The sequence below is a fragment of the Streptomyces sp. HUAS MG91 genome (genome assembly GCF_040529335.1).
Lineage (GTDB): Bacteria > Actinomycetota > Actinomycetes > Streptomycetales > Streptomycetaceae > Streptomyces > Streptomyces tabacisoli.
In genome coordinates this window covers 2,079,795-2,106,143 of sequence record NZ_CP159534.1, presented here as the reverse complement: position 1 = coordinate 2,106,143, position 26,349 = coordinate 2,079,795, and the positions used below count along the sequence as shown (strand labels likewise).

The 26,349-nt window shown below is 70.3% G+C and carries 22 protein-coding genes; 16 read left to right on the top strand and 6 right to left on the bottom strand.

Translation table 11 applies throughout. The features are described from left to right. Positions 1–281: 281 nt before the first annotated feature. The gene (uvrA, locus tag ABII15_RS09780) at positions 282–3,362 is read left to right on the top strand and encodes an excinuclease ABC subunit UvrA (protein WP_353941890.1); all 3,081 of its coding nucleotides are present in this window, start codon (positions 282–284) and stop codon (positions 3,360–3,362) included. A gap of 134 nt (positions 3,363–3,496) precedes the next feature. Here uvrA and ABII15_RS09775 read toward each other — a convergent pair whose 3' ends face one another. Then, a complete protein-coding gene (locus tag ABII15_RS09775; protein ID WP_353941889.1) occupies positions 3,497–4,099 on the bottom strand; it encodes a YceI family protein in 603 nt (200 codons plus the stop codon). 101 nt (positions 4,100–4,200) lie between these two features. Here ABII15_RS09775 and ABII15_RS09770 point away from each other — a divergent pair, with 101 nt between their 5' ends. After that, the gene (locus ABII15_RS09770) at positions 4,201–5,058 is read left to right on the top strand and encodes a helix-turn-helix transcriptional regulator (RefSeq protein ID WP_353941888.1); all 858 of its coding nucleotides are present in this window, start codon (positions 4,201–4,203) and stop codon (positions 5,056–5,058) included. A gap of 38 nt (positions 5,059–5,096) precedes the next feature. On the opposite strand, the gene ABII15_RS09765 is transcribed toward ABII15_RS09770, so the two are convergent. Next, on the bottom strand, positions 5,097–6,038 hold the full coding sequence (locus ABII15_RS09765; RefSeq protein WP_353947005.1) for a carbohydrate kinase: 942 nt from the start codon (positions 6,036–6,038) through the stop codon (positions 5,097–5,099). Positions 6,039–6,484: 446 nt separating this feature from the next. Between ABII15_RS09765 and ABII15_RS09760 the strand changes: the two genes are divergently transcribed. Continuing rightward, entirely contained in the window at positions 6,485–6,916 is a 432-nt protein-coding gene (locus ABII15_RS09760; RefSeq protein ID WP_353941887.1) for a Rieske (2Fe-2S) protein, read from the top strand. A 33-nt stretch (positions 6,917–6,949) separates the two neighbouring features. Here ABII15_RS09760 and ABII15_RS09755 read toward each other — a convergent pair whose 3' ends face one another. Further along, positions 6,950–7,930, bottom strand: coding sequence for a hypothetical protein (locus tag ABII15_RS09755; protein ID WP_353941886.1), 981 nt, complete (start codon positions 7,928–7,930; stop codon positions 6,950–6,952). A gap of 400 nt (positions 7,931–8,330) precedes the next feature. On the opposite strand from ABII15_RS09755, the gene uvrC reads away from it, so the two are divergent. The 13 genes from uvrC (at position 8,331) to ABII15_RS09690 (ending at position 22,813) form a co-directional block, all read left to right on the top strand. Further along, positions 8,331–10,421: an excinuclease ABC subunit UvrC gene (gene uvrC / locus ABII15_RS09750; protein WP_353941885.1), complete on the top strand. Its 2,091-nt coding sequence runs from the start codon at positions 8,331–8,333 to the stop codon at positions 10,419–10,421. Then, entirely contained in the window at positions 10,418–11,440 is a 1,023-nt protein-coding gene (gene rapZ / locus ABII15_RS09745) for an RNase adapter RapZ (RefSeq protein WP_353941884.1), read from the top strand. Before uvrC ends, rapZ begins: the two co-directional genes overlap by 4 nt. Then, positions 11,437–12,474 carry a uridine diphosphate-N-acetylglucosamine-binding protein YvcK gene (gene yvcK / locus ABII15_RS09740; protein ID WP_353941883.1) on the top strand — a complete coding sequence of 346 codons (1,038 nt, stop codon included), beginning with the start codon at positions 11,437–11,439 and terminating at the stop codon, positions 12,472–12,474. Before rapZ ends, yvcK begins: the two co-directional genes overlap by 4 nt. Further along, entirely contained in the window at positions 12,465–13,490 is a 1,026-nt protein-coding gene (gene whiA, locus ABII15_RS09735) for a DNA-binding protein WhiA (RefSeq protein WP_351443553.1), read from the top strand. Before yvcK ends, whiA begins: the two co-directional genes overlap by 10 nt. A 567-nt stretch (positions 13,491–14,057) precedes the next feature. Next, positions 14,058–15,068 (top strand): type I glyceraldehyde-3-phosphate dehydrogenase, encoded by a 1,011-nt coding sequence (gene gap, locus ABII15_RS09730; RefSeq protein ID WP_353941882.1) that lies wholly within the window; start codon positions 14,058–14,060, stop codon positions 15,066–15,068. Positions 15,069–15,206: 138 nt separating this feature from the next. Further along, positions 15,207–16,418 carry a phosphoglycerate kinase gene (locus ABII15_RS09725; protein WP_353941881.1) on the top strand — a complete coding sequence of 404 codons (1,212 nt, stop codon included), beginning with the start codon at positions 15,207–15,209 and terminating at the stop codon, positions 16,416–16,418. 5 nt (positions 16,419–16,423) lie between these two features. Beyond that, the gene (tpiA, locus tag ABII15_RS09720) at positions 16,424–17,200 is read left to right on the top strand and encodes a triose-phosphate isomerase (protein WP_353941880.1); all 777 of its coding nucleotides are present in this window, start codon (positions 16,424–16,426) and stop codon (positions 17,198–17,200) included. A gap of 161 nt (positions 17,201–17,361) precedes the next feature. Next, positions 17,362–17,592, top strand: a complete 231-nt coding sequence (gene secG, locus ABII15_RS09715) for a preprotein translocase subunit SecG (RefSeq protein WP_111666919.1) — start codon at positions 17,362–17,364, stop codon at positions 17,590–17,592. Between the two features lie 226 nt (positions 17,593–17,818). Next, a complete protein-coding gene (locus ABII15_RS09710) occupies positions 17,819–18,154 on the top strand; it encodes an RNA polymerase-binding protein RbpA (RefSeq protein ID WP_111666920.1) in 336 nt (111 codons plus the stop codon). A gap of 174 nt (positions 18,155–18,328) precedes the next feature. Next, positions 18,329–19,984 (top strand): glucose-6-phosphate isomerase, encoded by a 1,656-nt coding sequence (pgi, locus tag ABII15_RS09705; protein WP_353941879.1) that lies wholly within the window; start codon positions 18,329–18,331, stop codon positions 19,982–19,984. Between the two features lie 293 nt (positions 19,985–20,277). After that, positions 20,278–20,535: a DUF2087 domain-containing protein gene (locus ABII15_RS09700; RefSeq protein ID WP_353947004.1), complete on the top strand. Its 258-nt coding sequence runs from the start codon at positions 20,278–20,280 to the stop codon at positions 20,533–20,535. A 74-nt stretch (positions 20,536–20,609) separates the two neighbouring features. Further along, positions 20,610–22,310 carry an FUSC family protein gene (locus ABII15_RS09695; RefSeq protein WP_353941878.1) on the top strand — a complete coding sequence of 567 codons (1,701 nt, stop codon included), beginning with the start codon at positions 20,610–20,612 and terminating at the stop codon, positions 22,308–22,310. Continuing rightward, a complete protein-coding gene (locus tag ABII15_RS09690; protein WP_353941877.1) occupies positions 22,307–22,813 on the top strand; it encodes a MarR family winged helix-turn-helix transcriptional regulator in 507 nt (168 codons plus the stop codon). The genes ABII15_RS09695 and ABII15_RS09690 overlap by 4 nt, the downstream gene beginning before the upstream one ends. A gap of 103 nt (positions 22,814–22,916) precedes the next feature. On the opposite strand, the gene pgl is transcribed toward ABII15_RS09690, so the two are convergent. Genes pgl through zwf form a run of 3 tightly spaced genes read right to left on the bottom strand, consistent with a single transcriptional unit; the run spans position 22,917 to position 26,346 of the window. Further along, a complete protein-coding gene (gene pgl, locus ABII15_RS09685; protein WP_353941876.1) occupies positions 22,917–23,702 on the bottom strand; it encodes a 6-phosphogluconolactonase in 786 nt (261 codons plus the stop codon). Then, a complete protein-coding gene (opcA, locus tag ABII15_RS09680; protein WP_353941875.1) occupies positions 23,699–24,814 on the bottom strand; it encodes a glucose-6-phosphate dehydrogenase assembly protein OpcA in 1,116 nt (371 codons plus the stop codon). Before opcA ends, pgl begins: the two co-directional genes overlap by 4 nt. After that, entirely contained in the window at positions 24,811–26,346 is a 1,536-nt protein-coding gene (gene zwf / locus ABII15_RS09675) for a glucose-6-phosphate dehydrogenase (protein ID WP_353941874.1), read from the bottom strand. Before zwf ends, opcA begins: the two co-directional genes overlap by 4 nt. Positions 26,347–26,349 lie beyond the last annotated feature (3 nt).

The window sequence follows — 26,349 nt, the reverse complement described above, 5'->3', positions numbered from 1 at the left end:
GACGATAGCTCCGCCACACCTTCGGGTGAAGGTGGCCGACGTCGCGCCTGAATCGAATGCACGTGCTATATGGTCGAGTGCGACTTCGGGCATGGTTGAAGGTCCGGGTTTGTTAGCAAGCAGGGAAACCAACCGGCGTTGTCAGTGGCTCCCTCTACTCTTCGAGGGACAGCCTTCTCATGACTTTCCCGGGGATCTCTCGGGGGCGTCTTCGAGAGTCAGACCTCGGGAGACGGGGGCCTCAGCCCCTGTCGCTTCTCTCTAGAAAGGTGCGGACCGGCGTGGCCGACCGTCTCATCGTCCGTGGCGCGCGCGAGCACAATCTCCGGAATGTCTCGCTCGACCTCCCGCGCGACTCCCTCATCGTCTTCACCGGTCTGTCCGGCTCCGGCAAGTCCTCGCTCGCGTTCGACACGATCTTCGCCGAGGGCCAGCGCCGGTACGTCGAGTCGCTGTCCTCGTACGCCCGTCAGTTCCTCGGCCAGATGGACAAGCCGGACGTCGACTTCATCGAGGGCCTGTCGCCGGCCGTCTCGATCGACCAGAAGTCGACGTCGCGCAACCCGCGCTCCACGGTCGGCACCATCACCGAGGTCTACGACTACCTGCGACTGCTCTTCGCGCGCATCGGCAAGCCGCACTGCCCCGAGTGCGGCCGCCCCATCGCGCGCCAGTCGCCGCAGGCCATCGTCGACAAGGTCCTCGAGCTGCCCGAGGGCAGCCGCTTCCAGGTCCTGTCCCCGCTGGTGCGCGAGCGCAAGGGCGAGTTCCTCGACCTCTTCAGCGACCTGCAGACCAAGGGCTACTCCCGCGCGCGCGTGGACGGCCAGACGATCCAGCTCTCCGAGCCGCCGACCCTGAAGAAGCAGGAGAAGCACACCATCGAGGTGGTCGTCGACCGCCTCACGGTGAAGGACTCCGCCAAGCGCCGCCTGACCGACTCCGTCGAGACCGCGCTGGGCCTGTCCGGCGGCATGGTCGTGCTCGACTTCGTCGACCTCCCCGAGGACGACCCCGAGCGCGAGCGCATGTACTCGGAGCACCTGTACTGCCCGCACGACGACCTGTCCTTCGAAGAGCTGGAGCCGCGCTCCTTCTCCTTCAACTCGCCCTTCGGCGCCTGCCCCGACTGCTCGGGCATCGGTACGCGCATGGAGGTCGACCCCGAGCTGATCGTTCCCGACGAGGACAAGTCGCTCGACGAGGGCGCCATCCACCCCTGGTCGCACGGCCACACCAAGGACTACTTCGGCCGCCTCATCGGGGCGCTCGCCGACGCCCTCGGCTTCCGTACGGACATCCCGTTCGCCGGACTGCCGCAGCGCGCCAAGAAGGCGCTGATCTACGGCCACAAGACCCAGATCGAGGTCCGCTACCGCAACCGGTACGGGCGCGAGCGCGTCTACACGACGCCCTTCGAGGGCGCCGTGCCGTTCGTCAAGCGCCGCCACAGCGAGGCCGAGTCGGACGCGAGCCGCGAGCGCTTCGAGGGCTACATGCGCGAGGTGCCCTGCCCGACCTGTGAGGGCACGCGCCTCAAGCCGATCGTGCTGGCCGTCACCGTCATGGACAAGTCGATCGCCGAGGTCTCGGCGATGTCCATCAGCGACTGCGCCGACTTCCTCAGCAAGCTGACGCTGAACGCGCGCGACAAGAAGATCGCCGAGCGCGTCCTGAAGGAGGTCAACGAGCGGCTGCGGTTCCTCGTCGACGTGGGCCTCGACTATCTGTCACTGAACCGGGCGGCGGGCACCCTCTCCGGTGGCGAGGCCCAGCGCATCCGCCTCGCCACGCAGATCGGCTCCGGTCTCGTCGGCGTGCTGTACGTCCTGGACGAGCCGTCCATCGGTCTCCACCAGCGCGACAACCACCGCCTCATCGAGACACTGGTCCGCCTGCGCGACATGGGCAACACGCTCATCGTGGTCGAGCACGACGAGGACACCATCAAGGTCGCCGACTGGATCGTCGACATCGGCCCCGGCGCGGGTGAGCACGGCGGCAAGGTCGTGCACAGCGGCCCGTTGAAGGAGCTGCTGAAGAACGCCGAGTCGATGACCGGCCAGTACCTGTCGGGCAAGCGGGCCATCCCGATCCCGGACCTGCGGCGCCCGGTGGACCCGGGCCGACGCCTGACGGTGCACGGCGCCAAGGAGAACAACCTGCGGGACATCGACGTGTCCTTCCCGCTGGGCGTCCTCACGGCCGTCACCGGCGTCTCGGGATCGGGCAAGTCGACGCTGGTCAACGACATCCTGTACACGCACCTGGCACGCGAGCTGAACGGCGCGCGCACGGTCCCCGGCCGGCACACGCGCGTGGACGGCGACGACCTCGTCGACAAGGTCGTGCACGTCGACCAGTCGCCGATCGGCCGCACCCCGCGGTCGAACCCGGCGACGTACACCGGCGTCTTCGACCACGTCCGCAAGCTGTTCGCCGAGACGACCGAGGCGAAGGTCCGCGGCTACCTGCCCGGACGCTTCTCCTTCAACGTCAAGGGCGGCCGCTGCGAGAACTGCTCGGGCGACGGCACGATCAAGATCGAGATGAACTTCCTGCCGGACGTGTACGTCCCGTGCGAGGTCTGCCACGGCGCCCGGTACAACCGGGAGACGCTGGACGTCCACTACAAGGGCAAGTCCATCGCCGAGGTCCTGGACATGCCGATCGAGGAGGCGCTGGGCTTCTTCGAGGCGGTGCCCGGCATCGCCCGTCACCTCAAGACGCTGAACGACGTGGGTCTCGGATACGTCCGCCTCGGCCAGTCCGCGCCGACCCTGTCCGGCGGTGAGGCGCAGCGCGTGAAGCTCGCCAGCGAGCTGCAGAAGCGTTCCACGGGACGCACCGTCTACGTGCTCGACGAGCCGACGACGGGTCTGCACTTCGAGGACATCAGCAAGCTGATCACGGTGCTCTCGGGCCTCGTCGACAAGGGCAACTCGGTCATCGTCATCGAGCACAACCTCGACGTCATCAAGACCGCGGACTGGGTCATCGACATGGGCCCCGAGGGGGGCAACGGCGGCGGCATCGTCGTCGCCGAGGGCACCCCGGAGGAGGTCGCGGCGGTGCCTGCCAGCCACACCGGCAAGTTCCTGCGCGACATCCTCGGCGCCGACCGGGTCAGCGATGCCCCGGTGCCCGCGACGCGCGCCCGCAAGACCGCCGCGAAGAAGACGGTGGCGGCGGGCAAGGCCCCGGCGAAGAAAGCGACGACGGCGAAGACCGCGACCAAGTCGGCCACCAAGTCGTCGTCCACGCGCAATGCCGCTTCGACGGCCAAGAAGGCGGCGCCGGCCAAGTCGGCGACCAAGAAGACCGCCGCGAAGAAGACGACCGGCAGGGCTCGAAAGGCCTGACACACGGGAGTGGCCCTGCCCGAGAGCACGGGCAGGACCACTCCCGTGCGAACGCTCAGTGAGCGCGTGGTGACGTTCAGTGAAAATTTTGGCGCCCCGTGGGAACTCCCCGCGGGGCGCCCTGCGTTCAACAGTCAGCCAGCCTGGTCCTGCGGTTCACGAGGCGCCACGAACTGCATGTCCAGTTGAACCTTGACAACATCACTGAGCAGGCCACCGCCGAATTCGAGCCCGAAGTCCCTGCGACGGATCTCTCCCGTCGCCTCGAATCCGGCGTGCCGGCTGCCGTCCGCGGGCACATCGACGACCCCGCCGAACTCCACGTCGAGTGTCAGCGGCCGGGTCACGTCGCCGATGGTCAGTTCGCCCTCCAGCGACCAGTCCTCCTCCGAGCCGCTCACCCCGGTGGAGCGGAAGGTCATGGTCGGACGCCGCTCCACGTCCAGGAGATCAGCCGAGCGGGTGTGGGCGTCACGGTCGGCGTTGCCCGTGTCGATCGAGGCGAGCGAGACAGTGGCCGACACCCGCACGTCGGCCGGCGTCTCGCCGATGTACAGCCCGGCCTCCACCTGGGTGAAGCGGCCGCGCACCTTGGCAATCCCCAGATGCCGGATCGTGAAGTTCACCGCCGAGTGCAGGGGATCCAGGGTCCAGTCGCCGGGGACCAGGGGCAGCGCGGCGGTGGAGGTCGCGGAAACGGAAGCGGAGTCGGTGGTCGCGGAGTCGTTGTCAGCCATGCGCCCACTGTGTGCCGCGTGCCGGGAGCCAGGAAGGCCGAGCCAAGGGTGGTAGTGGCAGGGTCACGATGAGCGGCCACCTGTCTTGGTACGTTCGCCGGGTGGGTGACAACGAGTTGGGTACGTTCCTGCGCACGCACCGGGAAGCGGTCACTCCCGCCGAGGTGGGACTGCCGGCCGGTCCGCGCCGCCGCACTCCCGGTCTGCGCCGCTCCGAGCTGGCCACACTGGCCGGGGTCAGCGTGGAGTATCTGACCCGCCTTGAACAGGGCCGCGACCGCAACCCGTCCCCGTCGGTCCTCGGCTCGCTCGCCGATGCCCTGCGGCTGGCCACGGATGAGCGGCTGCTGCTGCGCAGACTCGCCAAATCGAACGGAGTGGACGCCGCGTTCTGCTCCGGGGCCACGGCACCGTCACAGGCGGTGCGGCCCGCTGTCCGCGAGCTGCTGCGCCGCCTCGAACCGACCCCGGCGGTCCTCGTGAACTGGGTCGGCGACATCCTGGCCCACACCGACGGCTACGCCCGGTTCGCCGGACCGCTCGGCATCCTCGACGGCGAACGGCCCAACATCGTCCGGTACTTGTTCACCGACGACCGGGCGCGTGCCGCCTACCCCGACTGGGACCGTGTGGCCGACGACCAGGTGGCGCGGTTCCGGCAGGGCGCACCCCTCGTGGACCCGCACGTCGTCTCCCTCGTCGACGAGCTGACCGTCACCGCCGGCGCACCCTTCACCGACCGGATGGCGGCGGCGCCGACACCGCCCAGGCGCACCGGCCACGACCTGGTGGCGCATCCCGAGGCGGGTCCGCTGCGTCTGGCGCACGAGACCCTGTTCCTGCCGGACGCCGACGCACAGACGATCATGGTCCACCTGCCGGTCGACGAGCCCACGGCGGCAGCCCTCGACCGGCTCAACGGCCGTGCGCCGGGGGCGCTGCGAGCGGTCAACGGCTGAGTTCGACGCGGCCCGAGCGCGGTGCGGCGTCCAGGTCGCTATACCTCCCCGACCTCGGATCCGAACGGCGGTTCCGCCCCCGCGCGGGAGCAGGTGATCGCCGCCGCGCGCGCCGCGAACCCGAGCAGACGGGTCCAGCCGTCGCCGTCCAGGCCGTCGACGGCGGCGGGGGAGAGGGCGCCCTGCCGGGAAAGACCGTGCAGCAGCGCTGCGTTGACCGTGTCACCGGCGCCGATGGTGTCGACGACCTCGACCCGCTCACCCGGGACGGCGTACTCGCCGCCGTCCCGCGTGTAGACGGTCAGCCCGTCTCCGCCCCGCGTGAGCACCACGGCGGCGGGTCCGCCGGACAGCCATTCCCGCGGTGTGCCGCCGAGCCACTGCGCGTCCTCCTCGGAGAGCTTCAGGAGTGTGGTCGAGGGCAGCCAGTTCTTGAAGCGGGCCCGGTAGGCGTCCGCGTCGGAGATCAGCCCGGCCCGGATGTTCGGATCGAGCGCGGTGAACAGGCCCTGGGCGGCGGCCGTCCGCATCAGTTCCTCATAAGCACTGGCACCCGGCTCCAGAACCAGCGAGCAGGTGCCGAACGACACCGCGCGCGTGCCCGCCGGAAGCCGGTCCGGCGCCGAGAAGAGACGATCGGCGGTGCCCTCCGCGTAGAAGGAGTAACCGGCCGAGCCGTCGGGCCCGATGGACGTGACCGCCAGCGTCGTCGGCTCGTCGCCCCGCTGCACGGGCGCCGTGTCCACCCCCGCGGAGCGCAGGCCGGCCAGCAGGGCCTCGCCGAAGCCGTCCCGCGACAGGCGCGAGCAGAAGGCGACGGGAGAGCCGAGCCGGCCGAGCGCCACCGCCGTGTTGTACGGGCCGCCGCCCAGCCGCGGTGCGAGCGGGGGCAGCCCGGGAGCCCGTCGCTCCGCGCCGTCGTCCGGGCTCGACCCCAGCGGGACGAGGTCGATCAGGGCCTCTCCGGCGACGACGATCACAGCGGGTCCTTTCGGGTGGCGGACGGGGTGGTTCATGCGGGGCGGGCGGCGGCCGGGCATCCGGCGACGGCCCGAGGACAACCGGGCGACGCCGTGATCACGGTCCGCGCCGCGCACACCGTGGACGACCTGAGCGACACCGCCCATGTGCGGCGGGTCGCCCGACGGCAGGCTAGAGCGTCGGCGGCCCGCGAGGCACCACCCGCCCCCGACCCGGGCACGATCACGGCCGAAGCGGGCACACCGAGGTCTCGATCGGGCGGCGCTCCCACCTCCGGTCGAGACCAGGACCGGGCGGCGCTCCCACCTCCCACCCCAGGGGCCCCGCCACGTGCCTGTTTCCCCGCCGGTATCGTCAGATCTGTCACCTCTGGTCAGCCTCGATGCCGGTCGGTTCCCGGCCTGTCGCCGGGCTGCCTCCGCCCAGCGACACCCGTGGAGCCCCGATGCCCGGCACGACCTCTTCCCGCATCTCCCGCCGCACCGCGCTGCGCGGCGTCGCCGTGGCGGGAACGGCCGGGATCGGCCTGACCGCGTGCTCCACCGGGGCCGGCTCGGGCGCGGCCGCCGCCCCCACCGCCCCCGTCGACCTGGGCAAGGCCGACGAGATCCCCGAGGGCGGCGCGAAGCTCTACAAGGACGAGCACGTCGTGGTCAGCCGCGCCAAGGGCGGCGCCTACAAGGCCTTCAGCACGATCTGCACCCACGCGGGCTGCCCGATCGCCATGCTCAAGGGCACCGAGCTGACCTGCAACTGCCACGGCAGCAAGTTCGACGCCACCACCGGCAAGGTGCTCCAGTCCCCGGCGACGGAACCGCTGGAGGAGCTGTCGGTGAAGGTCGAGAGCGGCAAGATCGTCGCGGGCCCCCGGTCGTAGCCCGCGCCGGGAACGTCCTGATCCCGGCGCGACCTACTCCCAGTCCCAGCCGATCCCCAGCAGCCCCACCCGCACCTGCTGCTCCACCAGGTGCACCGACCGGTGCCGATCGCTCAGCGCCAGTTCCGAGCGGCCGACGCGCGGGGCCGCCGTCGATCGCTGGGCGAAGCCGTGGCAGCGCACGGGCAGCGTGTCGTCGGCGAACCGCACCTGGAGCGCGTACTGCCCGCCGGCGCAGCTGAACCCGCGCACGTACTCGGACGACGCGCCCGCGGTGCCGTCCTCGAATCCGTAGCGGAACACATGGGTGTCACCGGCCCGCAGCCGTGTGTCGAAGAGCAGTTCGGCCACCAGAACGCCGCTTCCGCTGTCCCAGCACATCCGTCCCGTACGACAGTTCTCCGTGGCCTCCACCGCCACATCCCTGGGGGAGCAGCCCGGATCTCCGTGGTGGACGGCCACATAGCGGTCCACCCCGTCGCGATGGGCCCGCACGATGTGCTGCGAGTCCCGGCCGAGCAGTTCCCTGCGGGCCCCGATCCGGACACGTTCGAAGTGCCCGACGGTGTGCAGGCCTCCGTCCAGGGGCGACCCCAGTTCCGTCAGCAGCCGATGGAGCACCCCCGAGGGCGTGGAAGGAGCGCGGTACGGGCGCGGTGCGGACGGCTGCTCACCGACCGTCCTCTCGCCGACCGCCTTCTCGCCGACCGGCTTCTCACTCCGTCCCAGCAGCCGGATCAGGGACTCGTCGGGCAGCTGAAGGATCTCCTCCAGAGCACGCACCGCCCGCATCGACTCGTCCCGCTGCGGTCTTCGAGCGCCCTGCTGCCAGTAACTCAGGCTGGTCACGCCGACCTTGATGCCCTGGCGGGACAGATGGTGCTGCACCCGGTGCAGCGGCAGTCGCCGGGCGGCGATCGCGGCCCGCAGGGCGACATGGAAGGGGCCGGTGCGCAGCGCCGCCTCCAGTGCCGGTGGCCGTTTCGCTTCAGTGTGCTGTTCGCCCAGTCGCATCGGGGTCTCCTGCTTCTCCGCGCACGCCTGCGGAATGTGAACATCCACATCGCTGTATCGGGGGCGTTCGCGCCTGTCGGAGTGGGGGCGGCAGGTCGCGTACAGGAATCGCTCACAACCGTACGACGTCGTTCACCGCCCGAAGTCACCCGGCATTGAAGCGTGTTGACCTGGCCTCGACAAGGGCCGATCCCCGCCACGGTGACCGGACATGGCGGTGCGGCCGTGAGCAGCCCCCGAACCCCGTCCCGACCCGGCGAAAGACGCTGGCGCCGGCCCGGGAGCGGCCCGGCACCAGCCGCTCGGTCCCCCCGCCGGACGGGCTGACCCGGCGTGGTGCGCGGCCGGTCCGGAGCCGGTCAGGCCCGAACTGTCACACCCCGGAAGTAGGGTGTCTGACATGGCCGACCCCTCCAGCTACCGCCCCAAGCCGGGACAGATTCCCGACTCCCCAGGGGTGTACAGGTTCCGTGACGAACACCGCCGGGTGATCTACGTCGGAAAGGCGAAGAGTCTTCGTCAGCGCCTGGCGAACTACTTCCAGGACCTGGCGAACCTGCACCCCCGCACCCGCACCATGGTCACCACGGCCGCGTCCGTGGAGTGGACGGTGGTGTCCACGGAGGTCGAGGCGCTGCAGCTGGAGTACTCCTGGATCAAGGAGTACGACCCCCGGTTCAACGTGAAGTACCGCGACGACAAGAGCTATCCGTACCTCGCGGTGACCATGAACGAGGAATTCCCCCGCGTCCAGGTCATGCGCGGCCAGAAGAAGAAGGGCGTGCGCTATTTCGGGCCGTACACACACGCCTGGGCGATCCGCGACACCGTCGACCTTCTGCTGCGCGTCTTCCCGGTGCGCACCTGCTCCACCGGAGTGTTCAAGAACGCGGCGAGGACCGGCCGCCCCTGCCTCCTGGGCTACATCGGCAAGTGCTCGGCGCCCTGCGTGGACCGCGTCACCCCGGACGAGCACCGCGAACTGGCCGAGGAGTTCTGCGACTTCATGGCCGGGCGCACGGGGACGTACATCCGCCGGCTGGAGAAGGAGATGCAGGCGGCGGCGGAGGAGATGGAGTACGAGCGGGCGGGGCGCCTGCGCGACGACATCGAGGCCCTGAAGAAGGCCATGGAGAAGAGCGCGGTCGTGCTCGCCGACGCCACCGACGCCGACCTCATCGCCCTCGCGGAGGACGAGCTGGAAGCGGCCGTGCAGATCTTCCACGTGCGCGGCGGGCGCGTCCGCGGCCAGCGCGGCTGGGTCACCGACAAGGTCGAGGCCGTCACCAGCGGTGACCTGGTCGAGCACGCGCTCCAGCAGCTCTACGGGGAGGAGAGCGGCGACGCCGTCCCCAAGGAGGTCCTCGTCCCCGCGCTGCCCGAGCCCGTCGAGCCGATCCAGGCCTGGCTGACCGAGCGCCGCGGCTCGATCGTCTCGCTGCGCATCCCGCAGCGCGGCGACAAGAAGGCCCTCATGGAGACGGTGCACAGGAACGCGCAGCAGGCGCTGGTCCTGCACAAGACCAAGCGCGCCTCCGACCTGACCACCCGCTCCCGCGCCCTGGAGGAGATCGCCGAGGCCCTCGACCTGGGCGGCGCGCCGCTGCGCATCGAGTGCTACGACATCTCCCACCTCCAGGGCGACGACGTCGTCGCCTCCATGGTCGTCTTCGAGGACGGGCTGGCCCGCAAGAGCGAGTACCGGCGCTTCCAGATCAAGGGCTTCGAGGGGCAGGACGACGTCCGCTCCATGCACGAGGTGATCACGCGCCGCTTCAAGCGCTATCTCGCCGCCCAGGAGAAGTCGGCCGACTGGTCCGACACCGAGCTGGACGACGAGACCGAGCAGGAGATGCGCCTCACCGAGGACGACGGACGGCCCAAGAAGTTCGCCTATCCGCCCCAGCTCGTCGTGGTGGACGGCGGCCAGCCGCAGGTCGCGGCGGCCAAGCGGGCCCTGGACGAGCTGGGCATCGACGACATCGCCGTGTGCGGCCTCGCCAAGCGCCTCGAAGAGGTCTGGGTGCCGGACGAGGACGACCCGGTGGTGCTGCCCCGCACCAGCGAGGGGCTCTACCTTCTGCAGCGGGTGCGCGACGAGGCCCACCGCTTCGCGATCACCTACCAGCGCACCAAGCGGGCCAAGCGCTTCAGGGCCGGTCCGCTGGACGACGTACCGGGACTCGGAGACGCCCGTAAGCAGGCCCTCATCAAGCACTTCGGTTCGGTGAAGCGACTGAGGTCCGCCACAATCGACCAGATCTGTGAGGTTCCGGGCATAGGCCGCAAGACCGCTGAGACCATCGTGGCCGCCTTCGCGCAGGCGGCACCGGCGGCACCTGCGGTGAACACGGCCACCGGAGAGATCATGGAAGACGACGACCGCACCGAAGAGCAGACCGAAGACCACACCACGGACCGCGCGCCGGACGCGCGGCCCACCGAGGAGCCCGTGGGCGCCGCGGAAGAACGACGGGGGCAGGAGCCATGACCGAGCAGGACCACGAGAGCAGCGACACCGGCGACACCAGCGGTACGGCGCACAGCCCCGCACCACCGCAGCGGCCGACCGGCCCGCAATCCGACCATGGAGCACCAGTGAGTACCGGCACAGGCACCACCCAGGACGCCCCGGGCGTCCCCGAATCCGCCATCCCCGAGCTGGTGATCATCTCGGGCATGTCGGGCGCGGGCCGCTCCACCGCCGCCAAGTGTCTGGAGGACCTCGGCTGGTTCGTCGTCGACAACCTGCCGCCCGCGCTGATCCCCACCATGGTGGAGCTCGGCGCCCGCTCGCAGGGCAACGTGGCACGGATCGCCGTCGTCGTCGACGTCCGCGGCCGCCGCTTCTTCGACAACCTCCGGGAATCCCTCGCCGACCTGGAGAGCAAGCACGTCACCCGGCGCATCGTCTTCCTGGAGTCCTCCGACGAGGCACTGGTGCGCCGCTTCGAGTCGGTGCGCCGCCCGCACCCCCTGCAGGGCGACGGCCGCATCGTCGACGGCATCGACGCCGAGCGCGAGCTGCTGCGCGAGCTGCGCGGCGACGCCGACCTCGTCATCGACACCTCCAGCCTGAACGTGCACGAGCTGCGCGCCAAGATGGACGCCCAGTTCGCGGGCGAGGAGGAGCCCGAACTGCGGGCCACCGTCATGTCGTTCGGCTTCAAGTACGGGCTGCCCGTCGACGCCGACCTCGTCGTCGACATGCGCTTCCTGCCGAACCCGCACTGGGTGCCCGAGCTGCGCCCCTTCACGGGACTCAACGAAGAGGTCTCGAACTACGTCTTCTCGCAGCCCGGCGCGAAGGAGTTCCTGGACCGCTACACCGAGCTGCTCCAGCTGATCGCGGCCGGCTACCGCCGCGAGGGCAAGCGGTACGTGACCATCGCCGTCGGCTGCACCGGCGGCAAGCACCGCTCCGTCGCCACCTCGGAGAAGCTCGCCGCGCGCCTCGCCGCGCAGGGCGTGGAGACCGTGGTCGTCCACCGGGACATGGGCCGCGAATGACGGGACGTACGCTGCGGCTCACCAGCAGGATCCGCCGCAGAAGCTCACCGGCGAAGCCCGGCAGGGGCGCGACGCCCAAGGTCGTCGCGCTCGGCGGCGGCATGGGTCTGTCGGCGTCGCTCGCGGCGCTGCGCCGCATTACGGGCGACCTCACGGCCGTCGTCACGGTCGCCGACGACGGCGGCTCCAGCGGGCGCCTGCGCGACGAGCTGGGCGTGCTGCCGCCCGGCGACCTGCGCAAGGCCCTCGCGGCCCTGTGCGGCGACGACGACTGGGGCCAGACCTGGGCCCGCGTCATCCAGCACCGTTTCCAGTCACCGGGGGAGATGAACGGCCACGCGGTCGGCAATCTGCTGATCGTCGCCCTGTGGGAGCAGCTCGGCGACCACGTCCAGGCCCTGGACCTGGTCGGCAAGCTGCTGGGCGCGCACGGGCGCGTCCTTCCCATGTCGGCGGTGCCGCTGGAGCTGCAGGCCGAGGTCAGGGGAGACGATCCGGCGCGCCCGGACGACATCCGGACCATCCGCGGCCAGGCGAACGTCGCCCTCACCCTGGGCGAGGTCCAGTCCGTGCACGTGGTGCCGCACGACCCGCCGGCCGTCCCCGAGGTGGTCGCCGCGGTACTCGACGCGGACTGGGTGGTGCTCGGCCCGGGCTCCTGGTTCTCCTCCGTGATTCCGCACCTCCTGGTGCCCGAGCTGCTCGACGCGCTCATCGAGACGAAGGCCCGCAAGGTCCTCTCGCTCAACCTCGCCCCGCAACCCGGAGAAACCGATGGCTTCTCCCCGCAGCGTCATTTGGAGGTTTTGGGACGACACGCCCCTAAACTCGCCCTGGACGTGGTGCTGGCCGACGAGGCCGCCGTGCCCGACCGCGACGAACTCATCGATGCCGCCAAGGAGCGATTCGGTGCCGCGGTCGAGCTGGCGCCGGTGGCCAGGCCCGACGGGACTCCAAGACATGATCCGGAGCTGTTGGCCGCCGCGTACGACCGTATTTTTCGGATGCATGGAAGGATCGGCCCATGGCGATGACGGCAGCGGTGAAGGACGAGATCTCCCGGCTTCCCGTCACCCGGACCTGCTGCAGGAAGGCCGAGGTCTCGGCGATCCTGCGCTTCGCGGGCGGCCTTCACCTGGTGAGCGGCCGCATCGTGATCGAGGCGGAGCTGGACACCGCGATGGCCGCCCGGCGGCTCAAGCGGGACATTCTCGAGATCTTCGGGCACAGCTCGGAGCTGATCGTGATGGCACCGGGCGGGCTGCGCCGCGGCTCGCGCTTTGTCGTACGGGTCGTCGCAGGCGGCGACCAGCTGGCCCGCCAGACCGGGCTCGTGGACGGCCGCGGCCGCCCGATCCGCGGTCTGCCCCCGCAGGTGGTCTCGGGGGCCACCTGCGACGCGGAGGCGGCCTGGAGGGGCGCGTTCCTGGCGCACGGCTCGCTCACCGAGCCCGGGCGCTCCAGCTCGCTGGAGGTGACCTGCCCGGGCCCGGAGGCCGCGCTCGCGCTGGTCGGCGCCGCCCGTAGGCTCTCGATCGCCGCCAAGGCGCGCGAGGTGCGCGGCGTGGACCGGGTCGTCGTCCGCGACGGCGACGCGATCGGCGCGCTGCTCACCCGGATGGGCGCCCATGAGTCGGTGCTCGCGTGGGAGGAGCGGCGGATGCGCCGCGAGGTCCGCGCCACCGCCAACCGCCTGGCGAACTTCGACGACGCGAACCTGCGCCGTTCGGCCCGCGCCGCGGTCGCCGCGGGCGCCCGGGTGCAGCGCGCCCTGGAGATCCTGGCCGACGAGGTGCCCGAGCACCTGGCGGCCGCCGGCCGCCTGCGCATGGAGCACAAGCAGGCCTCCCTGGAGGAGCTGGGCGCGCTCGCCGACCCGCCGCTGACCAAGGACGCCGTCGCCGGCCGGATCCGCCGCCTGCTGGCCATGGCGGACAAGCGGGCGCAGGACCTCGGCATCCCGGGCACGGAGTCGAACCTGACGGAGGAGCTGGCCGACGAAATGGCGGACGGCCTGGCGGACAGCCTCGCGGACAACATGGCGGGCTGATCCCGCAGGTAGGTGAACGAGCCGGTGGCGGCACCCCTTCGAGGGTGTCGCCACCGGCTTTTTCCGTCACCGGGACCACCGCTTCGGCTTCGGGTTATCGCTCCTCAATAGGCGCCCGAGAGGCATATGAGGAGGCGGCCCGGTCCGGGTGGTCATCCGGTCTCGAAACACGGTGTCACCAGTTGCCCCACGCGTTTATCCGGTCATCGGTGCGGCCGCCGAAATCCGGAAAGTGAACTTCCGGTGTCCGTCACCGTTCACCACCGGCGCTCGGGCCCCGCACGGGCCGCGCCACCCGGATGGCCCCCTGCTCCACACCACTGATCTTTGCGCTCATCAGAAAGGACCCGCGCTCAATTAGCGACTGATCAGCCGGATCGGCGCGGAAATACCCGCGAAATAAGCCGCGACCTCGACGTTACTGGCGAGTACGGGTCGATGTGCGCTGCGTAGAGGCGCTCGATGTCACCCAAAGCCTTTATGGGAGGTAGGGTCGGAGGCGGTCGGGGACATCCCAATACATCTCGCCGGCGTCGAAACCCGGCGTACCAACGAGGAGATCGGTTCGTGACGATCCGCGTAGGCATCAACGGCTTTGGCCGCATCGGTCGTAACTACTTCCGCGCGCTGCTGGAGCAGGGTGCGGACATCGAGATCGTGGCTGTCAACGACCTGGGTGACACCGCGACCACCGCACATCTGCTGAAGTACGACACCATCCTGGGTCGTCTCAAGGCCGAGGTGTCGCACACCGCGGACACCATCACGGTCGACGGCCACACCATCAAGGTGCTGTCCGAGCGCAACCCGGCCGACATCCCGTGGGGTGAGCTGGGCGTCGACATCGTGATCGAGTCGACCGGCATCTTCACCAAGAAGGCCGACGCCGAGAAGCACATCGCCGGTGGCGCCAAGAAGGTCCTCATCTCGGCTCCGGCCTCGGACGAGGACATCACCATCGTGATGGGCGTCAACCAGGACCAGTACGACCCGGCGCAGCACAACGTCATCTCGAACGCCTCGTGCACCACCAACTGTGTGGCGCCGATGGCCAAGGTTCTCGACGAGAACTTCGGCATCGTCAAGGGCCTGATGACGACGGTGCACGCGTACACCAACGACCAGCGCATCCTTGACTTCCCGCACAAGGACCTGCGTCGCGCCCGTGCCGCCGCCGAGAACATCATCCCGACCACGACGGGCGCCGCCAAGGCCACCGCCCTGGTCCTGCCGCAGCTCAAGGGCAAGCTGGACGGCATCGCCATGCGCGTCCCGGTCCCGACCGGCTCGGCCACCGACCTGGTCGTCGACCTGCAGCGCGAGGTCACCAAGGACGAGGTCAACGCCGCGTTCAAGAAGGCCGCCGACGACGGTCCGCTCAAGGGCATCCTGTTCTACACCGAGGACCCGATCGTGTCCTCGGACATCGTGAGCGACCCGGCCTCCTGCACCTTCGACTCCTCCCTGACGATGGTCCAGGAGGGCAAGACGGTGAAGATCCTCGGCTGGTACGACAACGAGTGGGGCTACTCCAACCGCCTCGTGGACCTCACGGTCTTCGTCGGCGGCCAGCTCTGAACCTCTAAGGTTCTGGAGCAGCAAGGCACTCAGATGTGAGCGAAGGGTCCGGACCCGCGCGGCGCCGCGCGACGGTCCGGGCCCTTCGCACGTCAGCCTCTCAGCCTCGTACGACCAGTCCTCTCAAGGAGCCCACTCATGAAGACCATTGAGGAACTTCTCGCCGAAGGGGTCGACGGCAAGCGGGTGTTCGTCCGCGCCGACCTCAATGTGCCGCTGGCCGACGGCCTCATCACCGACGACGGCCGCATCCGCGCCGTCCTGCCGACCGTCGAGGCCCTGGCCGGGGCGGGCGCGAAGGTCGTCGTCGCCTCCCACCTGGGCCGCCCCAAGGGCGCCCCGGACCCGCAGTTCTCCCTGCTGCCCGCGGCCGAGCGCCTCGCCGAGCTGCTCGGCAAGCCGGTCGCCTTCGCCCAGGACACCGTCGGCCCCGCCGCCCACGACGCCGTGAACGGCCTGGAGCCGGGTCAGGTCGCCGTCATCGAGAACCTGCGGTTCAACGCGGGGGAGACGAGCAAGGACGACACCGAGCGCGGCGAGTTCGCCGATCAGCTCGCCGCCCTCGCCGACATCTACGTGGGCGACGGCTTCGGCGCGGTGCACCGCAAGCACGCCTCGGTGTACGACCTGCCGAAGCGGCTCCCGCACTACGCCGGCTTCCTCATCGCCACCGAGGTCGGCGTCCTGAAGAAGCTCACCGACGACGTCAAGCGCCCGTACGTGGTCGCGCTCGGCGGCGCCAAGGTGTCCGACAAGCTAGCCGTCATCGACGAGCTGCTCGGCAAGGCCGACCGTCTCCTCATCGGCGGCGGCATGGCGTACACGTTCCTCAAGGCCAAGGGCTACGAGGTCGGCATCTCGCTCCTCCAGGAGGACCAGCTTCCGGCGGTCACCGAGTACCTGGAGCGCGCCGAGAAGAGTGGCGTGGAGATCGTGCTGCCGGTGGACGTCCTGGTGTCGACGGAGTTCCCCGACCTCAAGACCAAGGCCCCGGCGAACCCCTCCACCGTCGCCGCGGACGCCATCCCGGCCGACCAGGAGGGCCTGGACATCGGCCCGGAGACCCGCAAGCTGTACGCCTCGAAGCTCGCCGACGCGCAGACCGTGTTCTGGAACGGCCCGATGGGCGTCTTCGAGCACCCCGACTACGCCGGGGGCACCAAGGAGCTCGCCCAGGCCCTCATCGACTCCCCGGCCTTCACCGTGGTGGGTGGCGGCGACTCCGCCGCCGCGGTCCGTACCCTGGGCTTCGACGAGAAGGCATTCGGCCACATCTCGACCGGCGGCGGCGCCTCCCTCGAGTACCTCGAGGGCAAGACGCTGCCCGGTCTCGCCGCACTGGAGGACTGACCTTTATGAGCACCCGCACGCCGATCATGGCGGGCAACTGGAAGATGAACCTCAACCACCTCGAGGCCATCGCCCACGTCCAGAAGCTCGCCTTCGCCCTCGCGGACAAGGACTACGAAGCCGTCGAGGTCGCCGTCCTGCCGCCCTTCACCGACCTGCGCTCCGTGCAGACGCTGGTGGACGGCGACAAGCTCAAGATCAAGTACGGCGCTCAGGACGTCTCGGCGCACGACTCCGGTGCCTACACCGGTGAGATCTCGGGCCCGATGCTCGCCAAGCTCAAGTGCACGTACGTCGCGATCGGCCACTCCGAGCGCCGGCAGTACCACAACGAGACCGACGAGATCGTCAACGCCAAGGTGAAGGCCGCCTACAAGCACGGCATCACGCCGATCCTGTGTGTCGGTGAGGAGCTGGACGTCCGCGAGGCGGGCAACCACGTCTCCCACACCCTCGCCCAGGTCGAGGGCGGCCTCAAGGACCTCGCCGCCGAGCAGGCCGAGACGATCGTCATCGCCTACGAGCCCGTGTGGGCCATCGGCACCGGCAAGGTGTGCGGCGCCGACGACGCGCAGGAGGTCTGCAAGGCCATCCGCGGCAAGCTGGCCGAGCTGTACTCCGAGGACGTCGCCGAGAAGATCCGCATCCAGTACGGCGGCTCGGTCAAGTCGGGCAACGTCAAGGAGATCATGGGCCAGGCCGACATCGACGGTGCCCTGGTCGGCGGCGCCTCGCTGGACGCCGACGAGTTCGTCAAGATCGTCCGCTTCGCCGAGCAGTAGGCCGGGAAGACAGCCGACCTGTCCGCCGGGCAGTGAGTAGGCGTCGGCGACGATACGTCGTACCCTTGCGGGGCCGAGCGGCATGCTGCTCGGCCCTGGTCGTCCGTTTAAGTCAGAGTTAAGTCCGAGTTCAGTCCGAGGAAGTTGGTCCAGCCGTGGTTATGGGGTTCTCGATCGCCCTGATCGTCTTCAGCCTGCTGCTGATGCTCCTGGTGCTCATGCACAAGGGAAAGGGTGGCGGCCTCTCCGACATGTTCGGTGGCGGCATGCAGTCCTCCGTCGGTGGCTCCTCGGTCGCCGAGCGCAACCTGGACCGGATCACCGTCGTGATCGGTCTGCTCTGGTTCGCGTGCATCGTCGTGCTCGGCATTCTCATGAAGATCAACAACTGATCTTCGCAGCGACTCGTCGCAACTGCACACAGGTCAGGAATTTTCACGTAAGGCCCCATGTAAGGTACGCGCTCAACTGCGCGGCCTATCATGGGGCTTGCGTCTAGGTGGAGGGAGGTAACTCCAATCACTGGACGCGCGTTGGGCCTTACGTAGACTGTGGCGCTCCGCGGCGAAGCGAGACGCCGACACGCTTCGCGGCACCATCACGCAGGGAGTTACGACCGTGGCAAGTGGCAACGCGATCCGAGGAAGTCGGGTCGGGGCGGGGCCGATGGGCGAGGCCGAGCGCGGCGAGTCCGCGCCGCGCCTGGCCATCTCCTTCTGGTGTTCGAACGGGCACCAGACGCAGCCGAGCTTCGCCTCCGACGCGCAGGTGCCGGAGACCTGGGACTGTCCGCGCTGCGGCTTCCCGGCGGGGCAGGACCGGGACAATCCACCGGACCCGCCGCGCACCGAGCCGTACAAGACGCACCTCGCGTACGTACGGGAGCGTCGCAGTGACGCCGACGGCGAGGCCATCCTCGCCGAGGCGCTCGCGAAACTGCGGGGCGAGATCTGACCTGCCGGACGGGCCGGGCACCAGGGACGGTGCCCGGCCCGTCCGCGTGCCCGGGTCCTCGCGCGCCCAGGTTTTCGTTGCGCCGAAAGGCCCGATTCACCCTGATCAACTAGGTTGGGTGGCAGTAGTGGGGCATCGCCCGTACGCGCGTACGAGAGAAGGCTGAAGGTCGAGATGAACGCGTCCGACAAGCAGGCAGTGCTGACCCAGACCCCCGAGTGGCAGGCGCTCGCCAAGCACCGGGAACAGCTGGGCGACGTACAGCTCCGCGAGGTGTTCGCGGCCGATCCCGCGCGCGGCTCCGGCTATGTGCTCCAGGTCGGCGATCTCCACGTCGACCACTCCAAGCACCTGGTCACGGACGAGACGCTGCGACTGCTGCGCGAGCTGGCCGAGGCGACCGGTGTCTTCGCGCTGCGCGACGCCATGTTCCGCGGCGAGAAGATCAACACGACCGAGGACCGGGCCGTCCTGCACACCGCGCTGCGGGCCCCGCGCGACGCCGTGATCGAGGTCGACGGGGAGAACGTCGTGCCGGGCGTGCACGCCGTCCTCGACCAGATGAGCGCGTTCGCCGACAAGGTCCGTTCCGGCGAGTGGACCGGCCACACCGGCAAGCGCATCAAGAACGTCGTCAACATCGGTATCGGTGGCTCCGACCTCGGACCCGCCATGGCGTACGAGGTGCTGCGCTCCTTCACCGACCGCGACCTCACGGTCCGCTTCGTTTCGAACGTGGACGGGGCCGATCTCCACGAGGCCGTACGCGACTTGGACGCGGCGGAGACGCTGTTCATCATCGCCTCGAAGACGTTCACGACGATCGAGACGATCACCAACGCGACATCCGCCCGCAATTGGCTGCTCACCGAACTGAGGGCCGATCAGGAAGCCGTCGCCAAGCACTTCGTGGCCCTGTCGACCAACAGCGAGAAGGTCGCCGAGTTCGGCATCGACACGGCCAACATGTTCGAGTTCTGGGACTGGGTCGGCGGACGGTACTCGTACGACTCGGCGATCGGCCTCTCGCTGATGATCGCGATCGGCCCGGACGCGTTCCGCGAGATGCTCGACGGGTTCCACCTCGTCGACGAGCACTTCCGCACCGCGCCCGCCGAGTCCAATGTGCCGCTGCTGATGGGCCTGCTGGGCATCTGGTACGGCAACTTCCACGACGCCCAGTCGCACGCCGTTCTGCCCTACAGTCACTACCTGTCGAAATTCACCGCCTACTTGCAGCAGCTCGACATGGAGTCGAACGGCAAGTACGTGCAGCGCAACGGTGACGAGGTGGCCTGGCAGACCGGCCCGGTGGTGTGGGGCACGCCGGGCACGAACGGGCAGCACGCGTACTACCAGTTGATCCACCAGGGTACGAAGCTGATCCCGGCGGACTTCATCGGTTTCGCCGAGCCGGTCGCCGATCTGCTGCCGGGGCTCGTCGCGCAGCACGATCTGCTGATGGCCAACTTCTTCGCGCAGACGCAGGCGCTGGCCTTCGGCAAGACGCCCGACGAGGTGCGCGCCGAGGGGGTGGCCGAGGAGCTGGTGCCGCACAAGACGTTCAAGGGCAACCACCCGACCACGACGATCCTGGCGAAGAAGCTCACTCCGTCGGTGCTCGGCCAGCTCGTCGCTCTCTACGAGCACAAGGTGTTCGTCCAGGGCGCCGTGTGGAACATCGACTCCTTCGACCAGTGGGGCGTCGAACTCGGCAAGGTCCTCGCCAAGCGCGTCGAGCCCGCCCTGATCGAGGGCGCGGACGTGCCCGGGCTCGACGAGTCGACCAAGGCGCTCGTGGCCAAGTACCGGGAGCTGCGAGGCCGTTAATCGGATGCGCGGGGGCCGGTGGCGGGCGAGACTGCCGGTTCCGTCCGTCACCCTGCCGGGAGGCCCCCGTGGACCAGTTGTTCTCAGCGCTCGCCGACCCCGAGCGCCTCAGGCTGTACGCGCGCATCGTCCTCGACGACCTGCCACCGCGCGAGGCCGACTCTCCGGTCGCCCGCAAGCATCTGGGCAAGCTGATCGCGGCCGGGCTCGTTGAGCGTGACGCCGAGGGGTCGCTGCGCGCCGGGACCGAGGTGTTCCGGCGGGCCAGGACGCCCGAGCAGCCGACCACCGGGGTGCCGCGCAACCTCACCGGATTCTTCGCGGGCGGCCGGCTGACGGCCATCCCGGTGCGCCCCGCCGTCCGCCACCAGCTCCTCGTCCACCTCACGGACACCCTCTTCGACGCGGACCGCTCCTACAGCGAGCGCGAGGTCAACGAGGCACTGCGCACCGTCCACGACGACACCGCGGCCCTGCGCCGCTACTGCGTCATCGACGGTCTGCTCGTGCGCGAGAAGGACGGAACCGAGTACCAGGTCGCTGGGCGGTAGCGCGAACAGCCGTCGTTGCCGGCGTGATCCCTGCCGTAATCTTTTACGGGTAAAACACATGCTAACCTTTTGATATGAGCAATGCCGCGTCCGCCACCAGACAGCCCCCCGTCCGAAGACTTCCGCTGACCGGCGTGCTCCGCATCAACCGGCCGTCCGACATCTGGTTCAAGCCCGCGACCAGCGTCGCCGTGGCGGCCGCCCTCGTCCTCGTGCCACTGCTCGTCGCGGGCCGCAGCGAGCTGGCGATGTACGCCATGGCCGGTGGGTTCTGCGCGCTCTACGGGCATCAGTTGCCCTACAGCGCACGCGTCCGGGCCACCGCCTGGGTCGTCGTCGGCATGACCGCGGGCATGGCCGTCGCCCTGGTCTGCGCCTCGCTCGTCGACAGCGTCGCCGCGCTGATCGCGATCGCCGCCGTGCTCGCCGGCGTGCAGAAGGCCGTCTGCGACGCCACCCGCATCGGCCCGCCCGGCCATGTGATCCCCGTCTTCGTCGTGTCGGGCACCCTGTTCGCCCCGCAGGAGCTGCACGAGGTCCCCTTCCACGTCCTGCTGACCTTCGGCGCGGGCATCGTCGGCGCGTGCGTCGCCCTGGCCCCGGCCCTGGTCCGGCGCGAGGGACCCGAGCGGCGTGCCACCGCGCGGGCCCTGGAGGCCTCGGCGGCCTGTCTCGCCGCCGACGACGCCGCCCGGCGTGCCCGGGCCCGGCACGCCGCCGCGGCGGCCGTACAGGGCGCCTGGCAGTCCCTGCTGGCCGCCGGTGAGCGCACCCCGGCCCGGCGCACCCTGGAACACCTCGTGCTGCACGCCGAAGCCGCGCTGGCCGGCACGCCCCGCGCGGGCGACAGCGACCAGCTGCTCGGCTGGGCCCGCCAGGTGCGCGGCCGCGGCGCCCTGCCCGAGGTGGAGCTGCCCGAGGGCGGCGGCGACGAACTGCTGGGCATCGACGCCGAGCGCGCGGGGCGCCGCGCGCAGGGCCGCAAGCGGCTCGTGTCGCTTCTTTTGCGGCCCGGATCGGCGGTGCTGCCCATCGCCGCACGCTGCGCCGTCGGCTGCGCGGCCGCCGGATACGTGAGCCTGGCGCTCGGCGTGGGCCACCCGTACTGGGCGATCGTCTCGGCCGCCGCGATCTACCAGGCGAACGTCACCCTCACCTGGCACCGCGTGCTCCAGCGGCTGCTCGGCAACGTCCTGGGCGTCCTGGTCTTCCTCGCGCTCGTCCCGCTGGCCCGGACCAGCGTCGTCGTCCTGGCCGTGCTGTGCGTCGTCCTCAGCTTCTGCAACGAGATGCTGATCAGCCGCAACTACTGGCTCGGCTCCGTCTCGGTCACGCCGATGGCGCTGCTGATCATCGAGTTCGCCCATGTCGGGCCCGTCTCGGAGCTCGTCACCGACCGTGTCCTCGACACCCTCGCCGGTGTCGTGGTCGGCCTGGCCGCGGCCATCCTCATCACCAACCGGCGCATCGGCGGCCGGATGGAGCAGGCCCTCGCCGCCACCGAGCGGGCCACCGCGGGCGCCGACAGCGCGCTGGCCGTCCCCGCGGGCTCGGCCGCCGATCTCGCCGTCGCCCGCCGCCGGCTCACCACCAGCCTGGTGGAGCTGAGGGACGCCGCCGACACCGCCGCCGGCGAATGGTGGCAGCGCGCCCTGCCCGAGGAGCAACTGATGCGCACCGAACAGCGGGCCCACCGCACGCTCGCCGCGACCGTACGACGGCAGGGTCTGGTGCGCGACGAACCCCTCGTCGGCGCCGGGGAGCAGCGGGCATGACCGACGACGTCATGGCCGCCGTGGTCCAGCAGTGGCGCGGCGTCCACCCGGACCTCGACACGGGCCCCATGGAGCTGATCGGCCGGATCAACCGCTGCGCCGCCCTCCTCCAGCAGGCGGAGAGCGCGGCCCTGCGCGACGCGGGGCTGTCCCGCGCCGAGTTCGACCTGCTGGGCGCGCTGCGCCGGACCGGCGGTGATCTCACCCCCGGGGAACTGGCCCGGGAGACGTTCTCCTCCGGCGCCGCGGTCACCAAGCGGCTGCGCGGGCTCACCGAACGCGGACTCGTCGAGCGGCGCACCGACGACCGGGACCGCCGGGTGTCCCACGCGCGCCTCACCGGGCCGGGCCGGGACGTCCTCGACACCGTGCTGCCCGAGCAACTGGCCTTCGAACGCACCCTGCTCGCGGGCCTGGCCCCGGACCGGAGCGCGGAACTCGCCGGACGGCTGGGTGAGTTGCTGGCCCAGCTGGAGGGGCGCTGGAAAGTGCGCGGCTTCTGAGGACTCCGCCCCGGAACCACCCCGGACCACCCCGGAACGCGTCGGGCCCCGTACCGGCACAGGTGTTCACCTGCGCCCGTACGGGGCCCGAGTGCGTCAGCGGTCAGGACACCGCCGGCGGATACAGCTCCGGAGGAAGCTGCGAGGCGGCGGTCGCGTCGAGCAGCCACAGCGTGCGCGAGCGGCCGTAGGCGCCCGCCGCCGGGGCCTGGACCTCTCCCGCGCCCGACAGGGCGATCGCCGCTGCCTCGGCCTTGTCCTCGCCCGCCGCGAGCAGCCACACCTCGCGCGCGGCCCGGATCGCCGGGAGCGTGAGCGACACGCGCGTGGGAGGGGGCTTCGGGGCGCCGTGCACACCGACGACCGTGCGCTCCGTCTCGCGGACCGCCGGCAGCTCGGGGAAGAGCGACGCGACGTGCGTGTCCGGGCCGACGCCCAGCATCAGGACGTCGAAGGTGGGGACGTCCCCGTGGTCCTCGGGCCCGGCAGCGGCGGCCAGTTCGGCCGCGTACGCCTCGGCGGCCGTGTCCGCGTCGTCCCCGTGGGGCCCGTCCGACGCGGGCATGGCGTGCACGCGCGCGGGGTCGAGCGGAACGGCGTCGAGCAGCGCTTCCTTGGCCTGCGTGTAGTTGCGCTCGGGGTCGCCGTCCGGCAGGAACCGCTCGTCGCCCCACCACAGGTCGAGGCGGCCCCAGTCGATCGCGTTCCTGGCCGGGGACGAACTCAGCGCGGCCAGCAGGCCGTTGCCGTTGCGGCCGCCCGTCAGGACGACGGAGGCGGTGCCGCGGGCGGCCTGGGCGTCGACGATCCTGGTGATCAGCCGGGCCGCGGCCGCCTGCGCCATCAGCTCCTTGTCGCGATGGACGACCAGTTGGGGTGCTGCACTCACTTGCTTGCCGCTTTCTTGGCCGGAGCCTTTTTGGCAGGGGCCTTCTTGGCTGCTGTTTTCTTGGCCGCCGTCTTCTTGGCGGGAGCCTTCTTCGCGACGGCCTTCTTCGCCGGCGCGGGCCGGGCCTCCGCCTCGGTCTCCTTCTCGGCCGGCGCGGGCTCCGCGGGAACCGTCTTCTGGTCCGCCGGTTCGCCGAGCCGGTCCACGCCGAACCGCAGGGCGGCCGCGTAGGTGTCGTCCGGGTCCAGCCGGCGCAGCTCCTCCGCGATCAGCTCGGACGTCTCGCGCCGCTTGAGCGCGACCGCGCGGTCCGGCTGCCCCTGGATGGAGAGCGTCGCCAGCGTGCCGTCGGCCCGGTCGAGGACGATCGGGCCGTGCGTGGAGTCGAGCCGCACGCCGGTCAGGCCGGGGCCCGCCGAGAGGGTGCGCTTGACGGGGACGTCCAGCCGGTCCGCGAGCCACATGGCCAGCAGCTCGCAGCTCGGGTTGAACTCCTCGCCCTCGACCTCGACCGACGTGACGTCCGTCGTGACCTGGTCGAGGGCCGCCGCGAGCATGGAGCGCCACGGCGTGATCCGGGTCCAGGACAGGTCGGTGTCGCCGGGGGAGTAGGACGCCGCGCGGGCCTCCAGCTCGTGGACCGGCTGCTCGGCCGCGTACGTGTCCGTGACGCGCCGCTGGGCCAGGGCGCCCAGCGGGTCGTTCGCGGGGTCCAGCGGGGCGTCCACGGGCCACCAGACGACCGTGGGGGCGTCGGGGAGGAGCAGCGGCAGGACGACCGACTGGGCGTGGTTCACGACCTCGCCGTACAGCCGGAGCATCACGGTCTCGCCGGTGCCCGCCTCCGCGCCGACCCGCACCTCGGCGTCGAGCCGCGACTTCGTGCGGTCGCGCGGGGAGCGGGAGACGCGCTTGATCACCACGAGGGTGCGCGAAGGGTGCTCGCGCGAGGCGTCGTTGGCCGCCCTCAGGGCGTCGTAGGCGTTCTCCTCGTCGGTGACGATGACGAGGGTGAGCACCATGCCGACGGCCGGGGTGCCGATGGCGCGGCGCCCCTGCACCAGGGCTTTGTTGATCTTGCTGGAGGTGGTGTCCGTCAGGTCGATCTTCATGGGCGCCGCCAGCTCCGTCCGTCTCGTGCGAGCATTTCGTCCGCCTCGGCGGGCCCCCACGTGCCGGACGGGTACTGCGCGGGCTTGCCGTGCGTGTCCCAGTACTGCTCGATCGGGTCGAGGATGTTCCAGGACAGCTCGACCTCCTCCGTACGGGGGAAGAGGTTCGAGTCGCCCAGCAGGACGTCCAGGATCAGCCGCTCGTACGCCTCCGGGCTCGACTCGGTGAACGACTCGCCGTAGGCGAAGTCCATCGAGACGTCCCGGATCTCCATCGACGTGCCCGGCACCTTGGAGCCGAAGCGGACCGTGATGCCCTCGTCCGGCTGGACGCGGATCACGATCGCGTTCTGGCCCAGCTCCTCCGTCGCCGTGTGGTCGAAGGGGGAGTGCGGTGCGCGCTGGAAGACGACGGCGATCTCGGTGACGCGCCGGCCGAGCCGCTTGCCCGTGCGCAGGTAGAACGGGACGCCCGCCCAGCGGCGGTTGTCCACCTCCAGCTTCACGGCCGCGTAGGTGTCGGTCTTCGACTTCGGGTCGATGCCGTCTTCCTGGAGATAGCCGACGGCCTTCTCGCCGCCCTGCCACCCGGCCGCGTACTGGCCGCGCACCGTGTCCTTGCCGAGGTCCTTCGGCAGCCTGATCGCGCCGAGCACCTTGGCCTTCTCGGCGACGAGCGCGTCCGCGTCGAAGGAGGCGGGCTCCTCCATGGCGGTCAGGGCCATCAGCTGGAGCAGGTGGTTCTGGATGACGTCACGGGCTGCGCCGATGCCGTCGTAGTAGCCCGCGCGGCCGCCGATGCCGATGTCCTCGGCCATGGTGATCTGCACGTGGTCCACGTACGACCGGTTCCAGATCGGCTCGAACATCTGGTTGGCGAAGCGCAGCGCCAGGATGTTCTGGACGGTCTCCTTGCCGAGGTAGTGGTCGATCCGGAACACCTGGTCCGGGTCGAACACCTCGTGCACGATCGCGTTCAGGTCCTGGGCGGACGCGAGGTCGTGGCCGAAGGGCTTCTCGATGACGGCCCGCCGCCACGAGCCCTCGGGCGCGTCCGCGAGGCCGTGCTTCTTGAGCTGCTGTACTACCTGCGGGAAGAACTTGGGCGGTACGGAGAGGTAGAACGCGAAGTTCCCGCCCGTGCCCTGCGACTTGTCGAGGTCGTTGATCGTCGCCTTGAGGTTCTCGAAGGCGTCGTCGTCGTCGAAGTTGCCCTGGACGAAGCGCATGCCCTGGATGAGCTGCTGCCAGACCTCTTCGCGGAACGGCGTACGGGCGTGCTGCTTGACCGCGTCGTGCACTTCCTGCGCGAAGTCCTCGTCCTGCCACTCGCGGCGGGCGAACCCGATCAGCGAGAAGCCCGGGGGGAGCAGACCCCGGTTGGCGAGGTCATAAACGGCAGGCATCAGCTTTTTACGTGACAAATCACCCGTAACGCCGAAGATGACCAGACCCGACGGCCCCGCGATGCGCGGGAGCCGTCGGTCTGCGGCGTCACGGAGCGGATTGCGGTTCGCTCCGTGTGCGGTCAAGGG